Raw genomic sequence first — 16,322 nt, 5'->3', positions numbered from 1 at the left:
TTGCGTTTTTCAGCGCTTCACCGTGAGCAGAAGCACGGAGCCGATGACGAGGGCGCAGCCCACCCAGCCAATAAATGAAAAATTTTCGTCCCAGAGCCACCAGGAAAGCAGTGTGGCCGCCACAGGCTCAAGGTTGCCCAGAATCGCCGCCTGCACCTGAGAAATGAGCCGCAGGGACAGCCCGTAGAGAAAATAGGCAAGATAGGAAGACAGGATGCCAAGGATGAGGAGTGCGCTCATGCCCTTGACATTCTCCAGGGGCAGCGGTCCGGCAAAGCCGGACATGACTATGGCCGCCGCGCTGAAACTCAGGCCAAAGAGCGTGGCCGTGGAATACTTGTCCTTCCACCAGACGAAGAAGGGAAATTGCAGGCCGTAGAAGAAGCCGGAGGCCAGCCCGCAGAAGATGCCCAGCCAGGAGAACTCGCCCGTGCCCAGGCTGCTGCCGGCCGCGCAGACCAGTGCCGTGCCCAGCATGGCTATGGCCATGGCAAAAAGCCGTGAACCCGTGAGCTGCTCCTTGAAGAACAGGCGTGAGAACAGGGCCACCCATGCCGGAGCCGTGAACAGCAGAATGATGGCCATGGCGCCGCCGCTCTTCTGGATGGAAATCTGGATGGTGATCACGAAAAGGCTGACGGAAACGGCCCCGAAGAACATGATGACGGCGGCATCGCGGAGGCTGGGCTTGAATTCGCGGCGCACAACGGCGTGGATCAGAAAGCAGACACTGGCCATGGCTATGCGCCAGAAGCCCACGGAAGTGGGACTCATGCCCGCTTCAAAGCAGGCTCGGGACGCGGGGGCGATGGACGCCCAGACAAGCGCGGCAAGCAGGCAGTAAAGGGTGCCCTTCCAGAAGCGGGCGTCATTCACGTTCATGCCAGGATTCCCTTGTGCAGATCTTCCGCTCCGGCAAGTGCGGAAAAGCGTGCGGCGGCCAGTTCCACGGCCCGTTCCAGCTCTCTGAGCGGCGAAAAGCTGTACATAAGCGTAAGTATGCGGCGGCTCTCTCCCGTGATCATGGCGCGGGTGGAATCGCTGGTCGGGCTGCCCACAGGCCCGTGTTCGTCGGCGAGCAGGGGCAGGTGTTCGAGGTCAACGGCGCCCTTGCCGATGCCGTCGTAGCTCTCCCCGGCAAGACCGCGCCGCAGAACCAGCGCACGGCCCAGATGGTCCCTGTCGTAGGAGCCGAGGGAAAAGCCGGTTTCCAGAGAAACAAGGTTGTTCACGTCCACCACGGTATTGATGCGGTACAGCTCCCGTCCCTGACGCACGCGGCGGTACAGAGCCTCCGAAGAGACGCGCCAGCGGCCCGGGTCTTTGCCGCAGGCCTTGTACGCGCGGCGGGATTCCCCCAGATTCGGCATATCGGCAAGGGGTGTCTGCTCCAGCACGGCCTTGAGTTCTGGAAGCAGCAGGCCGAGGCAGGCGTCCATCTCCACGCCGGATTCACGGGGAACGGCGGAAAACGTCAGCCAGCCCAGACGGCATTCCGGGCAAAGCGTACGCAGGTCTTCAGCAATGGCAATAACGGGAGCTTCCATGAGGCTTCGGGTCCTTCACAGGATCATCGGTCACAGAGTCGGTCGCAGGGGGCGCGGTCAAACATTCGGTCGCAGCCAAGGCGCAGACGCGGGACGCCTGCAGGAAAACCGCCTCTCACTTCCTTTCCTTCTTTTCGTGGGAAGAACGCAGGTGCAGGCGCATGGGCGCGTACCTGATGCCAAAGATGCGGCGCAGGGATTTTTCCAGGTAGCGTACATAGGATTCGGCCACCCTGCCGGCATCGTTCACGAAGCAGACAAAGGTGGGCGGCTCGCTCTCCGCCTGGGTGAGGTAGAAGAACTTCGGGCGCACGCGGCGCACCACGGGAGCCTGATGCCGGGCCAGCGTCTCTTCCATGGCGCGGTTGAGCAGGCCCGTGGAAACGCGGGTTCCGCATTCGGCGTAGATGCGTTCCGCCAGCGGAATGAGCCTGTCCAGGCCCTCGCCGGTACGCGCCGACGCGGGCACCACGGGCACATGGGAACAGAAGCCGAGGGTCTCCTTGAAGTCGCGCATGAGAGCGGTGCGTGCCTTCAGCGGAATGAGGTCGATCTTGTTCACCACGATGAGAAAGGGCGTTTTGCGTTCGTCCAGAAGCTCGATGAGGCGCTTGTCCTGCGCGGTCAGCCCTTCCACGGCATCGATGAGCAGAAGGGTCACGTCCGCCTTGGTGGTGCTCTTCAGTGAGGAATTCACGGAAAAGCGCTCCACGGTGTCCGTAATGCGCGAACGCCTGCGCACGCCCGCGGTGTCCACAAAGGTATAGGTGCGGCCGCCCCTCTGCATGGAAACATCGACGCTGTCGCGGGTGGTTCCGGCCTGATCGCTCACGATCATGCGCTCCTCGCCAAGAAAGGCGTTGGTCATGGAAGACTTGCCCGCGTTGGGGCACCCCAGAAGGCAGAGGCGCATGTGATCCGTCACCCTGCGGCGGCGCACGCCGGGCGCATCCTGGGCGGCCTCCAGCTCTTCAGCCGGGCGCTCTTCCTCTTCCGCGGCATCGTCCGCTTCGGGAAGCATGTCCCGAATCTCTTCCTCCAGCGCACGGAGGTTATGGCCGTGTTCGGCGGAACAGGCGATGAGCGGGAAGCCCAGGCCGTGGAATTCGGCCAGCATCACGTCTTCCCTTTCCGCGCCGTCCACCTTGTTCACCACCAGGAGCACGGGCCTGCCGCAGCGGCGCAGGTAGGAAGCCAGATGTTCGTCAAAGGGCATAAGCCCGTCGCGCCCGTCCGCCACCATGCAGACGACGTCCGCTTCCTTGAGGGCGATCTCCGCCTGCCGTAGAATTTCGGCCTCAAAGCCGCGTATGCCCGCCGGCCCTTCGGCCACGGCGTGATGGCTGTCCAGCGTGATGCCGCCGGTGTCCACCAGGGCGAAATCCCGCCCGAAGCGGGAACGCACCACGCCTTCCATGCGGTCGCGGGTGACGCCCGGCCGGTCGTGGGTAATGGCGCGATTGCTGCGGATGAGACGGTTGAACAGGGTGGACTTGCCCACGTTGGGGCGCCCCAGAAGAACGACTTTCGGCATCATCGGCATCATTGGGCTTCAACCTCAAAAAAAACATCGCCGAAGCCGCGGTGAGGCCGGCGCAGGGAAAAGGGGCGAAAAGGAAAAACGACTGCGCCTCAGGCAAGCCGCAGCCCGTGCCTGCACCATACCCTTTCTGCGCGTGGGAAATCAAGCGGGAAAATATATCTTATAACTATTTGAAATAAATGAAAAAATAAAAAAATCCTTGCAATATTTTCACGGATTGGCTATAAGAACCCTTTCTTGCATCCAAACCACAGCATCCCCTTTCTGGAGCCTGTCCATGACCCGTAAAGACCGCACGGAAGGCATCTACAGCCGGCGCGAAGTACTCGACGAAAGCGAACGCCGCCAGTACAACCTCATCCAGCTGAAAGACCTGCTCTCCTACGCCTACCGCTATTCCGAAGACGTGAAGAAGCGTTTCGACCGCGCCCAGTTCAACGTCGAAAAATTCAAGACGCTGGCCGACCTCAAGCACATCCCCATTCTGAAGAAGAAGGAACTCATCTTTCTTCAGACCATGGGTCCGCGTCTGGGCGGGCTGCTCACCAAGGATATTGGCGAACTGCACCGCGTCTTCCTGTCCCCCGGCCCCATCTTCGACCCTGAAGACCGCAGTGACGACTACTGGGGCTACACGGAAGCCTTCTATTCCGTGGGCTTCCGCCCCGGCGACACCGTGCAGGTAACGCTGCCCTACCACCTTTCGCCCGCCGGCCTGATCTTTGAAGAGCCTCTGCGCAACCTGGGCTGCGCCTCCATCCCCGCCGGCCCTACCGACGCCGCCACCCAGCTTGACATCATGCAGAAGCTGCGCGTCTCCGGCTATGTGGGCACGCCGAGCTTCCTCATGCACCTTGCCCAGAGAGCCGAGGAAAAGGGGCTTAACCTGCGCAAGGATCTCTTCCTGGAAGTTGCCTTCGTCACCGGCGAACGCCTCTCCGAAAAGATACGCAATCAGCTTGAAAAGAAGTACGACATTGTCATGCGCCAGGGCTACGGCACGGCCGACGTTGGCTGTATCGGCTACGAGTGCTTCCAGAAGAGCGGCCTGCACATCTCCAACCGCTGCTATGTGGAAATCTGCCATCCCGACACCGGCATCCCGCTGAAGGACGGCGAAGTGGGCGAAGTGGTGGTCACGGCCTTCAACAAGACCTATCCGCTCATCCGTCTGGCCACGGGCGATCTCTCCTACATCGACCGGACGCCCTGCGCCTGCGGCCGCACCAGCCCGCGGCTGGGCAACATCGTGGGCCGCGTGGACACCACGGCGCGCATCAAGGGTCTGTTCGTCTACCCCCATCAGGTGGAACAGGTCATGGCCCGCTTTGAGGAAATCAAGCGCTGGCAGATCGAAGTCACCAACCCTGGCGGCGTGGACGAAATGGTGCTCTACATCGAGGCCAGCAGCTTCAAGCGCAAGGAAGAACTTCAGCACATGTTCCGCGAACGCATCAAGCTGCGCCCGGAACTGCGCATCCTCACGCCCGGCAGCCTGCCTCCGCAGATCAAGCCCATCGAGGACAAGCGCGTCTGGGATTGATCTTCCGGCATGGATGTTCCGGCACGGATTCTTTCTGAGGGCGGCTCTTCGGGGCCGCCCCTTTTCGTCTGCGCAAAATTTCAGCGCCGGTCCCACAGCCCGCGCCACAGGGTCAGCCGCTCCTGTTCACGGGCCTTGCCCCGCTCCTTCAGCGTGCAAAAAAGAGCTTCCACTCCGCGGTCCAGGTCTTCCAGCGAACCCGCGTTGGACAGGGTCAGCTCCGCAGCGGCGGCTTTTTCTTCCTGAGACCACTGCCAGCTTTCCACCGCGGCGATCTTCTCCACGTTCCAGCCCCGCGTCCGGCAAAGGCGGGCATGGCGCACGGCGTCCGGGCAGGTGATCACCACGATGTTTGCGCCTTCCGGCCGCGGCCAGCCCGTCTCGAACCAGAGCGGGACTTCCGCAGCGGCCACGGGGCGGCGGGCTTTGGTCTCCTGCTCAAAAAAACGCTCCATGGAAGCCCGCACCAGGGGATGGATGAGGCGCTCCAGCTCGCGCCGCATCCCGGGCGTTTCGGCAAGCAATGTTGTGAGCCTCGCACGATCCACGCTGCCGTCCTCGCGGAAAAAGGCGTCGCCCCAGCGCTGGCGCATGAGGTACCAGCCGTCGGACTTCGGGCTGTAGAGTTCCGCAACCACGGCGTCTGCGCTCCACACGGACACACCCCGCGCCCTGAAGCGCTCCAGCACCGCGGATTTCCCGCAGCCGGGCGTCCCCGTGAGGATAAGGCGCTGCGTCTCCCGTTCCAGCGCCAGCATGGCCCTGGGCATGTCCTCCGGCGGCGGGCACTGAAAGGCCAGAGCCTTCCCCGTGACCGGGTGCAGAAATTCCAGCTTCCAGGCGTGAAGCATCTGCCGCGGGGCGGGGTCTTCCGCATCACGCGGCCCGTACACGGCATCCCCCCAGAGCGGATGGCCAAGGTTCGCCATGTGGACGCGGATCTGGTGCGTGCGCCCCGTGAAGATCTGCACTGCCAAAAGCGCAAACCGGCCTGAGGGCGCGGCGTAAAGCGTCTTCCAGGCCGTGCGCGCCTCCCGCCCGCCGCGCTCCACAGGGACTACGGCCATGCGCGTCTTCAGCGCGGGGTGGCGGCCTATGGGCTGTTCGCTCCCGCCTTCCTGCGGGGGAATGCCCCGCGTCAGCGCCAGATAGGTCTTGTGCACCTCCCGTGCGGCAAAGGCTTCGGCAAGGCGCAGGCGCGCCCGTTCAGACAGGGCAATGACCACCAGACCGGACGTGTCCTTGTCCAGGCGGTGGACTATGCCCGGGCGCGGGCCTTCCTGCTGCATGAGGACAGGAAAGCGCGCCAGGAGACGGTGCACCAGCGTGCCGGAAGGACAGCTCGGGCAGGGGTGCATGGTCAGGCCCGCGGGCTTGTTGACAACGGCAATATCCGCATCGCTGTACACGATGTCCAGCGGCCCTTCTTCCGGCGTGACCACATCGGACGGCCCGGGCAGGGCAAATTCCAGCGTCTGCCCCGTCCGCAGACGAGCGTCCGGGCTGAGGCAGGGCCGTCCGTCCACAAGGCAGCCGCCCTGTTCCACCGTTTTCTTGACACGGCTGCGGGACAGCCCTGTCACGGAGCGCAGAAAGGCGTCCAGCCGCTCCCCGTGCGCCTTGTCCGGGATGGAAAAGCAGCGCCGCTCCTCGCCGGCAAGCGGGCCTTCGTCATCGAAAGCAAAAAATTCCTGTTCAGACATGTTCGCCCGTGTCAAAACGTTCCTGGACATGGCCCGTCACGGCGGCCCTGGCAATGAGCGCTCCCCCGCCGTCAAAAACCTGCACATCGTACACGGCAAGGCTGCGGCCGAGTTTCACGGGCCGGGCCTCGGCGCGAAGCGGCCCCGCAAGCCCGGGCCGCAGATAGGAAATGGACGCCTGCGCCGTGACGCAGAGCAGCCCCGCGGCGCGGCAGCCCCGGCCAAAGGCGTTGTCCGCAAGGGTGAAGATACTCCCGCCGTGGGCCGCGCCCATGAGGTTCCTGTGCCGTCCGTCCAGAGGCATGGACAGCACGCAGTGCCCGTCCGGACCGATGTCTTCGCACACTATCCCCAGAAGTGCGTCCAGCGTGCCAGTCTCTGTTTCAAAAGCGTCCATGCGTCTCCTCTCCCCGCTTTGCCGTCATGCCCAGGAGAATACGCGCCCGCCCCCCTTCTGACAAGGCGGTGCGCAGCCCGGAAAAACGCCCGTTTTCCGCCCCTCCGCCACTGGACAGAGCGGACGGGAAAGTTTATAGACATCCAGTAATCTTTACGAAGGAGCAATCTCATGGCCCATAAGAAGATCGAACGTGCCAAGGAACTGCAGCGCCGCCGCCATCGCCGTGCCCAGCGCATCAAGGAACGCATCCACGAAGCTCAGGCGGCCGCCAGGAAGTAAGTCCGGCGTCCGCGCCGTTTCCTGACGCGGTTATTTTCCGGCGTGCCGGCTTCTGGCGGGCACGCCTTTTCCTGTTTGCAAAAACCGCTTTCCGCGGTATGCGCACTCCCCCGCAATACACAGCGAAGCCGCAGGCTTCGGCAACGATACAGAGAGGTATCTGTGATCGATCGCTATTCCCGGCCGGAAATGGCCGCTATCTGGACTCTGGAAAACCGCTACCGCTGCTGGTTCAAGGTCGAGCAGGCCGTCTGCCGCGCCTGGAACGAAGCAGGCGTCATCCCTGACGCGAATCTGAAGAACATTCTTGCGGACGTGGACTTCGATGTGGACAGAATACTGGACATCGAGCAGGTCACCCGCCACGACATCATCGCCTTCCTGACCTTCCTTGAAGAAAAGATCGGCCCTTCGGCCCGCTTCATCCACCTGGGCTGCACCTCCTCCGACATCGTGGACACAGCCATGGCCCTGCAGATGGTACAGGCCGGGCGTATGCTCCTTGAAGACTTCGACCTCGTGCTCGCCGCCCTGGAAAAGATTGTCCGCGAACATCAGGGGCTGGTCTGCATCGGCCGTTCCCACGGCATCCATGCCGAACCCACCACCTACGGCTACAAATTCGCCGGATTCTACGCCGAATTTCTGCGCGGCAGGAAGCGCCTTGCCGACGCCATTGAAGATATACGCACCGGCAAGATCTCCGGAGCCGTGGGCACATACACCGTTGTCACCCCGGCCATCGAAGCCCGCGCCTGTGAGCTGCTCGGGCTCAAGCCGGACATCATCTCCACGCAGATCGTCCAGCGCGACCGCTACGCCCACTTCTTCACGTCTCTGGCCATTGCCGCCGGAACCGTGGACCGCCTCTGCATCGAGCTGCGCCACCTCCAGCGCACGGAAGTGCATGAAGTGGAAGAAGGCTTTGCCAAGGGGCAGAAAGGCTCTTCCGCCATGCCGCACAAGCGCAACCCCATTTCCGCGGAAAACATGTGCGGCCTTGCCCGCGTGATCCGCGCCAACGCCCTGGCCTCTCTCGAAGATCAGGCGCTGTGGCACGAACGCGACATCAGCCATTCGTCTGTGGAACGCATCATCACGCCGGATTCCACCATACTCATGGACTACGTTCTGCACCGCCTCACCCGCCTGCTGAACGGCCTGCGCTTCCTGCCCGAAAACATCGAACGCAACCTCTGGGGCAGCTACGGCCTGTTCTTCTCCCAGCGCGTCCTCACCGCGCTCATCGAAAAGAACATGCCCCGCCAGCAGGCCTATGTGGTCGTCCAGAAGCGCGCCATGGAAAGCTGGGAAACCCGCAAGCCCTTCCCCGAACTCATCCGCGCCGACGAAGAGATTCAGGCGCACCTCTCCCCCGCCGAACTCGACGCCCTCTTCGACCTCAAGCACTACACGCGCTTTGAAAGCGACATTATTGCGCGTGTGCTGGCGGAAAAGTAATCCCGTCCTCCCGCGTACGCCAAAGCCCCCGCAGCTTCCGCTGCGGGGGCTTTGGCGTATGGGAAGCCTTCCGGCGGTTCAGCCTGCAAAATGCCGGTTCACCAGGTCCTGAAGTGTCCCGTTCTTTGCAGCCTCCGCCGCATCGGCCTCGACAAAATTCCTGGTCTCGGCCTTCAGCTCCTCATCAAAGCCCAGAATGTAGTTTGTGGCGATAAGGTAAATAATCCGCGTAGGAGCCATGCCGTACACCTGTTTGCGCAGAATATGGAGAATACGCTCCCTGTCGTCAGGGAAGGCTGCCTTCAGCCCCTGGCTGTTATAGAGCCGCTTCACAATCTCCGTAATGTACAGGCCGGACTTCATGTACAGGTCGGCAAAGGTGTGGTTCGGGTTATCGAAGCACCCCGGATTCTCCTGTTCCAGCGCATCCACCATCTTTTTCACGACCCGGCGCGGCGTGAAAATCTGGTTGGTTTTCTGCGGCGGGATATAGTCGAAAATGTCCTCGGTGTGGCTCTCGTCGAAGTAATCCGCCAACTCAGCCCTTTTCCGCAGGAACTCCTGGACAGAATCGTCGAACACGGTCTCATCAAAGAGGTGGCCGTAGTAGTGCTTCGTCTCCCCTGTCTCCTTGTCGATGTAGTCTCCACCGTCACGCAGCATACGGAACTGGTCCAGGGAAATACCGGTAACCTCACGGAACACCTTATCGGGGATCAGCTGGTCAAAGTTTGCCAGTGTCACCTTCTCCGTCCCGTAGGCCATCAGGAACGATGGAATTGTCCGGCTGAACCCGCGCAGGTGGTCACGAATGTCATCCTCGATACTTTCTTTCAGCCGTGTCTTTACATTGGTCTCCATGGTCTTGACCGCAGTTTCCGTCGTACTCTTGACAAGACCGTGCATCGTATCGATCAGCTCCGTTTCAAGGCTCTCTCTGGCTTTCTTCTGCTTTTCGTCATGGGCAGCATTAAGCCGTTCGATCTGCCTGGGCGTCGCCCCTTCCTCCTTGGCTTTCCTCAGAGCACGCTCCCGTTCCAGCTCAATGGTACGATGCTCGATATTGTAATTCCCGAACACCTTATTGACGGCACGGTCGGTGTCTACTTTCAAGACCCGTTCAAGCTGGCGTTCATCGGATTTTCGCATATCGCTACCGTAATGTTCCTTTGCCTTTTGGACAACAGGAGCAACAATGTTCTTCCGCAGCTTTTCTTTAATGGCTTCAATTTCGCTTGGCCTCTTCTCCCCGATCCCCACAGACACTGCCTGGATAGTTTCAGAAACGTCAGCTTCAATTTCACGGTAAATTTTTTCGCCGAAAACGTCAGGTGTCAAACCAACAACATGTTCATCGCTCAGGACCACGTCGCCGTTGTCGTCCAGCGGCACATCCTCCATGGGGCTGGTGTCAATGCTGCCTCTGTTGAACGACTCTGACACCGGCTTAAACTGGTCGATAATCTCACGCACTTCCTGCGGGGCCTGAAACACGCCGCTGATGTTCTGGAACAGGAAATTGCACATAAATCCGCTCCGGACCACTTCCACGGATTTTATCTTGCGCGGAATGGACAGAACCTTCTCGGCGTCCAGCTCAACCATTTCGCCGTCATCGTCTTCGCCTACCACAGGGAAGAAATTCAGCAATTCACGGATATGTCGTTTCCTGGCATCCACATCTCCGCGCCCAGCCGCAGTATCACGGGAAAGGTCATTCGCGAACTGTTCAAAAATGACCAGCGTCCTTGCCGGATCAAAGTCGAACACATAGGCGTTCTCCTTACGATACCAGCTATCCCCGGTTCGGAAAAGACACGGGTTCTGTGCCCGGAAAGCAGCCTGCATATAGAGCGCCGGTGACCGGACATTGGAGAGCATCAGGACCGCCGTCCATTCAGGAATCGTGACGCCCGTTGTCAGCTGCCCCACAGAAAGCGTAATGGTCTTGTCAGACTTTGCTATGGCCTCGACCACCCTGTCGTAAGACTCCTTGGTCGCGTCAGCGTCGTCCAGTCTTCCATCGCCGGCAGCAAGCACGATTGTATACTCCGAAAAGACGGGATGCTTTTCCAGTTTTCTTGCAAGCAGACGGGCGGATTCAACACGATTGAGCAACCAGAAGGTATGCCGCAGCTCATTGCGCAGCTCCGGCGTACTGAAGGGAAACTTCTCCTGCGTGGTGAGGGCGTCAAGAAACTTATCGACTGCTTCATCATGAATAAAACGCCCATTGTTGACGGCAAAGAACTCGTTCAGGTCAAACGCGTATTCTTCCGTGTTACCCTCTATCTCTATCCCCTGCTTCAGCTCATCCATGATGATCTGACTCATCTGGTAGGTGAACAGGTTCAGCTTCGGCAGCGGGGCATACGGATTCTCGCCGGATCCGGACCATTCAGCCTTTTTCCTTTGCTCGTCGGCATAGGTCCAGTTGTAAATAGCGTCCTCTGGGAACGTGGCATTGGCCAGCGCTTTAAACGGTGTCCCGGACAAGTGCAGCGTAAAGCTGCGGTGGATACGGTCGAAAGCGAAGTCCGTCTTTTCTGTATCGACTCCCTCATGGGCCTCGTCAATGACCAGGAGATCCCAATCAATGTCCTCAATCTCCTGCAGCTTGTCATATTTGCCGCCAAAACGTAAGGCGCCTTTCAAGTCCTGCAGGGACACGAATTCGATAAGCCCCATGGGCTGAGCATTGGAAAAGCGTTCTGCCCGGTCTTCCTCCGTGGACAAATACTCCTCATAGCTGATGGTCAGAGGCTCTCTTTTGACATCAAAAATCGGTCTCACGAAAAAATAGCGGTTCTTACGCCCGATGAAACGCTCATAATCACTATACCAGGAATGGGCGATGGCCGGCCTGTTGGTCACCACAAGAACCCGCTGAGCTTTGGTTCGCAGGATGAAATCATAAACGGACAGTGTTTTCCCAAATCTTGGCTTTGCATTCCAAAGGAACTCGCCGCCCTCATGGGTCTTGTAATACTGCACCGTTTGCAGGACAGCCTCTTCTTGTTCCTCACGCAGCAGATAGGATGAGATAGCATGAAGATCATCCCGCAGGACGCCATGATTGGAACAGAACCTGATGAAATGACCCTTTGATTCATCAGGCCCGATATGGAACCATTCATTTCGGTCCGCCGGGGGAAAATCCTCGTTCCCCTCGTCCTGAGGCTGCTTAACGCCCACACGCCTGAGATAGACATGAAAATCAGTATCCCGGAAGGGTTCCTTGGAGCCGTCGGTATAGACGGCACGGCCATCCCATTCTAACTTGTACTTTATGCCTGCAGTGCGGGTCTGTTGGTCGATCCGGCTCTTAACATCCTGCTCTGTGTACCCGATCTTGATATAGCCGTCATGGTAGGCAACGCCCGGCGTCGTGTACGCATAGATCTTTGGCTCAACTTTGGACGAGGTTTTGATCCAATCCTTCGTTTTCATGGCCATATCAGTTCATCTCCTTGACATGGGTTTCGATGAACTCGATTTCCTTTTCGTCCAGACCGTATTTTTTATAGAGCTGCCGGTCGATTTCCGGGACAGACTTCGACCAGTCGATATCGGAGGCAGAGGTGAAATCTTGCGTTGGAATAAATCTATATGTTTTTGAAGACGCATCTTGACTGGCTTTTGCAATAGAATGGAGAAATCTTGCAAATCGTGTCTGCAAATACTTTTCAAGAGCTTTTGCAGACTGTTTATCCAAGTTCAAATCCATTCCTACCACAATGTAAGCCTCTGTACAGATGACGCCCGGTTCTTCCGCAAACGAGTTAAGATTATCATCGTTCAGCTCTGTTCCTATGTTATTAGCTCTTGGAACGAATACTTTCCAAACATTTATCCATTCTCTATGAGCAACCACATTATCATATTCGACATATCCAACTTGACGCCGTTTTCCAACACATGCAACTGGTTGTTTCATATCTGTGCTCTCCTTGTGAAAAGCATCGCTTTTTGAAAAATCTGACCCGATGCCAAACGGTCTACGCGGAGAAACATGCTGCGCCATATTATCTTGTTCGCTGTCTGTTTTCGTCTTCTCCAAAACGGCAATGGACTGAAAATTTCGGATAAAGATGTCAATATCTTTATACTTCAACTGACGCATCGACACGTGCTCATTTTTCCCTTCATGGACGACAATCTTCGTACCATTAAGGCTGTTATCATAGCGACTATCCCACTGAATAATACAAACGCCACCGCGAATATTTACATTCGGAAACATGTCATTTGTATTTGGAAAATCGTGGAGGGCTTTTACGTGAATGTCCTCCAACATTTTATTTCTAAACTCATCTAATCCTTTGCCTCCTGCATACCATCTCGAAGGCATAATTAGGCAATAGGATTCACTTACCCTCGACGCGCCATCTACAAAATACTGATAAACCGGTTTTGCACTCGCTGATGCTCCACCATCTTCCTCCTGATACGGCGGATTCCCGATGATAAAATCAAATTTCATACCCCTGATCCCCCCATGAACTTTTCTGTATTCCACACTACAATTTGCCCGCCAGTCAAAAATCCGGCAGGGCGGCTTCTCCGGGCCTTTTGGCTCATCATCGTTCTTCACAGGAAAAAAAGTGAGCTGCACAGCTTTTTGAGGCTCCCTGGAGTAGGGAATCAGCCCGGAAAGACCGTCCATCTGCCAGATGTTCCAGGCAGCAATCCGCAGCAGCTTCCGATACTCCTCTTCGACCGGCTCCCGCTTCAGCCTGGTCTGCATGTACTCGCAGAACGTCAGCAGCAGGTTCAGCCGTGCCAGAAGCACGTTGTCTCCCTGGAATTCGTACCCGTAGGTTGCCTGAAGCGCCCTGAAGGCCCATTTCAGCCATTCATCATCGTCAGCCGTGTTCTCGGTCACCACCCGCAGCTTGCGGTCCAGAATGCCCACCCTTGACGCCATTGGCACGTCTTCACCCGTCGCGACATCATAGCGGCTCACCAGATAGGGAGCTTCCCCGCAGGTGATTTCCAGACGGCGGGAATCAACGTAGCGCTGCCACCTTTTCCTTTTGGGGAAAACGACTCTCTCCGCGTCAAAAACACCCTCGCGGCCGAACCATTCCGCATCCAGATAGTCGTTCATCATTTTCACGACCCAACGCGGCGTGAACACTTCGGCATGGGCTTTGGTGCGCTCCGCCTGGGCGTCACGGGCCTTTTCGGCGCGGCTCATCAGACGGAACGGTTCCCGGACAAGCAGTTCAGGCGTGATTTCCCTTTCGCGCCGGTACTCCTCGCCAAGGCTGCTGTACACGTCTGTCGCCCAGATGATATTTCCTCTTGATGTCTTATCCGTGAGCAGCCGAGGCAGAAGCCCCATGCCATGCAATCTGACTATTTCCTTCTGCGCTTCCCTGCACACAACGCCCTTCCTCTGCGCCCTTTACCGGCAGCCCGTCCCGCCACATGAAACACGTATTCTGTTTCAGGCTGTACCCTCTTTTTCCCAGGCCCGTCAACCGCAAACCTAGCGCAGACATGGCCGCAGACCAGGCAGCACAAGCACACCGCAGGTGCTTGACATACCCCGGAAAAATGACCAGAAAAGAGGGGCAGGGAGTGCGTGAACACCCTCTGCCCCAGTAAATGGGCACATCCTCCGGGTTCTCAGCTTCGCCGAGAAGCTCAAAGTAAATGCCCCGATGAGAGCTGCGAACTCTCACCGGGGCGAACTCATTTAATCAAACAGACACCTGATCAAATCAGCTAGCAGTCGGCCAATAGTGTTGGCCACAACTGCCCTGCGATTGTGCAGCATAGGCTTTACCTCCTTTCGGAGGACATGCCCACGTCTGCAGGTTATACCCGCGGCAGACAGAAAGGCAAGGTGCCTTCCCCCAGTCAGCGCAGGAGCATGATCACGCCGGTGACCACGCACAGGCCGGCTATGCACTTCTTGAGCATGGCCGTGTTCATATGGCTGGCAGCCCGTATGCCCGCCCAGACGCCGAGGCTTTGCAGCACCACGGAAAAGAGCGCCACGGGCCAGTTGATCTGGTCAATGATGATATTGCCCACGCTCCCGGAAAAACAGGCGAACATCTGAAAGGGCTGCGCTGCCGCCACGGTGGCGAAGGGCGCAAAGCCCATGACGATCATCATGGGTACGGAAAGCACCGGTCCGCCCATGCCCGTAAGCCCGGCCATGAAGCCGACAAAGGAGCCAACAAAGAAGAGATAGCGGAAGCGCCCGCGCTCCGTCTTCATGCTGCTCACGGGGTGCGGCTGGCGCAGGGCCGCTATGCCGGAAACGATGATGAGCACGGCAAGAATGACGTTGAGCGCCACATCCCCCACCACATACTTGGCCAGGGCGCCGAAGCAGCCAAAGACCAGCGCGCCAAGGCACTGGGGAACAACCAGTTCCTTCTTCAGACTGCCGCGCCGCCAATGCAGAAACGTGCCCACGGTCGCGGTAAAGAAAAAGCTGCACAGCGCCGTGCCCGAGGACAGGGAAAGCGGCATACCCGTGCCGTACTGTATGGCCGGAATAAGCAGAATGCCGCCAATGCTGGTAGCGCCGCAAAGAAAGCCTACGATGAGAAAACTCGCAATAAGAAAAGCCGTCATACTCAATCTTTCCTGATACCACCTGGGCAGCCGAACCTTAACAGTCCGGGCATCCTTCCCGCCGTGCAGTTTTGCCTATGCACAGCCGCATATTGCTGCGGAACGGCACGCCGCGCTCTCGCCGACTCACCTGTTCCGCAGGCTTGTCTCTTCAATAACAAGGCGATTTCCTTGCCAAAAAAATTTCTTCGGCAATGTGGTGGCGCTGGCATGAATTATGCAGTATTCATAAAACACTTCATCAAAAATTCTCGTAACCTCTCCCCTCAGGGAGGGGTAATCCGCACGACCCCTATCCGCCGGCTGCGGAGTCAGCCGGCGGATGGGGCGACTGTGGATTGAAACATTCGGAACAGAGAGAAAAACCATGCAGCTTTTTCTTGCCACGGCCCTGTGCCTGTCACTCTTTGCGTTCAACTCCATTCTCTGCCGCGCGGCGCTTGCCTTCTTTGGCATGGAGCCGCTCCAGTACACCGCCATCCGCAGCATTTCCGCCGCCGTCATGCTGGCTGTCCTGTGCGCCGTGCATGCGGTGCGCGCCCTTCCTGACCGCGGCTCTGTATGGAAGCAGGCGTGGAAGGAAAGCTCGTGGAGCGGTTCGCTGTTTCTGTTCCTGTACATGATTTCCTTTTCTCTCGCCTATGTAAACATCGGTTCCGCGGCGGGCACGCTGTTCATCAATACCGCCATACAGTTTGGCATGGTGGGCTGGGGGCTGGTTCACGGTGTACGGCTTACCCGTATGCAGGGCCTTGGCCTCGCCCTGGCCTTTGCCGGTCTTCTCGCCCTGCTCTCCCCCGGTCTGACCGCGCCGCCGTTCTTCAGCTCCATGCTCATGATCATCTCCGGTCTTGCCTGGGCCGGCTACACCATTTGCGGCCGCGGCGCTTCCTCTGCTTCTCTGGCTGCGGCGGGCAACTTCTTCCGCTGTTCCGTTGCCGGCGTTCTCACGGCCATCCTCGCCCTGATGCTGGAAGGGGCTGCTTCACCCGCGGCCTGGGGCTGCGCCCTGGTCTCCGGCGCCATCATCTCCGGCCCCGCCTACCTCCTCTGGTACGTTGTCGTTCCGCGCTACAGTCTGACCAGCGCTTCCGTCATTCAGCTCAGCGTGCCGCTCATCACCGCGGTGCAGGCGATGCTGATTCTCGATGAGCCTGTCACGCTGCGCCTGGCCCTGTGCTCTGTACCCATCCTCGGCGGTATCTGCCTGGCCCTTGTTTCGCGCAAGCCCCAGCAGGAAAAGCGTTAA

General features: G+C 58.7%; 11 protein-coding genes. 3 read left to right on the top strand and 8 right to left on the bottom strand.

All coding sequences use genetic code 11. The features are described from left to right. Positions 1 to 9: 9 nt before the first annotated feature. From Q0Z94_RS00990 to der, 3 genes are all read right to left on the bottom strand, one after another. Positions 10 to 882, bottom strand: a complete 873-nt coding sequence (locus Q0Z94_RS00990) for an EamA family transporter (protein WP_298066061.1) — start codon at positions 880 to 882, stop codon at positions 10 to 12. Further along, positions 879 to 1,547 (bottom strand): phenylalanine--tRNA ligase beta subunit-related protein, encoded by a 669-nt coding sequence (locus Q0Z94_RS00985; RefSeq protein WP_298066053.1) that lies wholly within the window; start codon positions 1,545 to 1,547, stop codon positions 879 to 881. The genes Q0Z94_RS00990 and Q0Z94_RS00985 overlap by 4 nt, the downstream gene beginning before the upstream one ends. Before the next feature lie 115 nt (positions 1,548 to 1,662). Then, positions 1,663 to 3,084 (bottom strand): ribosome biogenesis GTPase Der, encoded by a 1,422-nt coding sequence (gene der / locus Q0Z94_RS00980; RefSeq protein WP_298066297.1) that lies wholly within the window; start codon positions 3,082 to 3,084, stop codon positions 1,663 to 1,665. A 283-nt stretch (positions 3,085 to 3,367) separates the two neighbouring features. On the opposite strand from der, the gene Q0Z94_RS00975 reads away from it, so the two are divergent. Beyond that, a complete protein-coding gene (locus Q0Z94_RS00975; protein ID WP_298066050.1) occupies positions 3,368 to 4,633 on the top strand; it encodes an AMP-binding protein in 1,266 nt (421 codons plus the stop codon). Between the two features lie 80 nt (positions 4,634 to 4,713). Here the strand turns inward: Q0Z94_RS00975 and coaE are convergent, their stop codons facing one another. Both coaE and Q0Z94_RS00965 read right to left on the bottom strand, forming a co-directional pair. Then, positions 4,714 to 6,336, bottom strand: a complete 1,623-nt coding sequence (gene coaE / locus Q0Z94_RS00970) for a dephospho-CoA kinase (RefSeq protein ID WP_298066047.1) — start codon at positions 6,334 to 6,336, stop codon at positions 4,714 to 4,716. Further along, entirely contained in the window at positions 6,329 to 6,733 is a 405-nt protein-coding gene (locus Q0Z94_RS00965; protein WP_298066046.1) for a PaaI family thioesterase, read from the bottom strand. The genes coaE and Q0Z94_RS00965 overlap by 8 nt, the downstream gene beginning before the upstream one ends. Before the next feature lie 444 nt (positions 6,734 to 7,177). On the opposite strand from Q0Z94_RS00965, the gene purB reads away from it, so the two are divergent. Then, positions 7,178 to 8,476, top strand: a complete 1,299-nt coding sequence (gene purB / locus Q0Z94_RS00960; RefSeq protein ID WP_298066045.1) for an adenylosuccinate lyase — start codon at positions 7,178 to 7,180, stop codon at positions 8,474 to 8,476. A gap of 78 nt (positions 8,477 to 8,554) precedes the next feature. Here the strand turns inward: purB and Q0Z94_RS00955 are convergent, their stop codons facing one another. From Q0Z94_RS00955 to Q0Z94_RS00945, 3 genes are all read right to left on the bottom strand, one after another. After that, positions 8,555 to 11,932 (bottom strand): DEAD/DEAH box helicase family protein, encoded by a 3,378-nt coding sequence (locus Q0Z94_RS00955; RefSeq protein WP_298066043.1) that lies wholly within the window; start codon positions 11,930 to 11,932, stop codon positions 8,555 to 8,557. A 1-nt stretch (position 11,933) separates the two neighbouring features. Further along, on the bottom strand, positions 11,934 to 13,865 hold the full coding sequence (locus Q0Z94_RS00950; RefSeq protein WP_298066041.1) for an Eco57I restriction-modification methylase domain-containing protein: 1,932 nt from the start codon (positions 13,863 to 13,865) through the stop codon (positions 11,934 to 11,936). 479 nt (positions 13,866 to 14,344) lie between these two features. Next, a complete protein-coding gene (locus Q0Z94_RS00945) occupies positions 14,345 to 15,073 on the bottom strand; it encodes a sulfite exporter TauE/SafE family protein (RefSeq protein ID WP_298066040.1) in 729 nt (242 codons plus the stop codon). A gap of 367 nt (positions 15,074 to 15,440) precedes the next feature. On the opposite strand from Q0Z94_RS00945, the gene Q0Z94_RS00940 reads away from it, so the two are divergent. Then, positions 15,441 to 16,322, top strand: coding sequence for a DMT family transporter (locus Q0Z94_RS00940; RefSeq protein WP_298066039.1), 882 nt, complete (start codon positions 15,441 to 15,443; stop codon positions 16,320 to 16,322).

This window comes from uncultured Mailhella sp. (assembly GCF_947631555.1).
GTDB lineage: Bacteria > Desulfobacterota > Desulfovibrionia > Desulfovibrionales > Desulfovibrionaceae > Mailhella.
The sequence above is the reverse complement of the archived record's forward strand: the minus strand, read 5'-3'. Positions and strand labels throughout refer to the sequence as shown.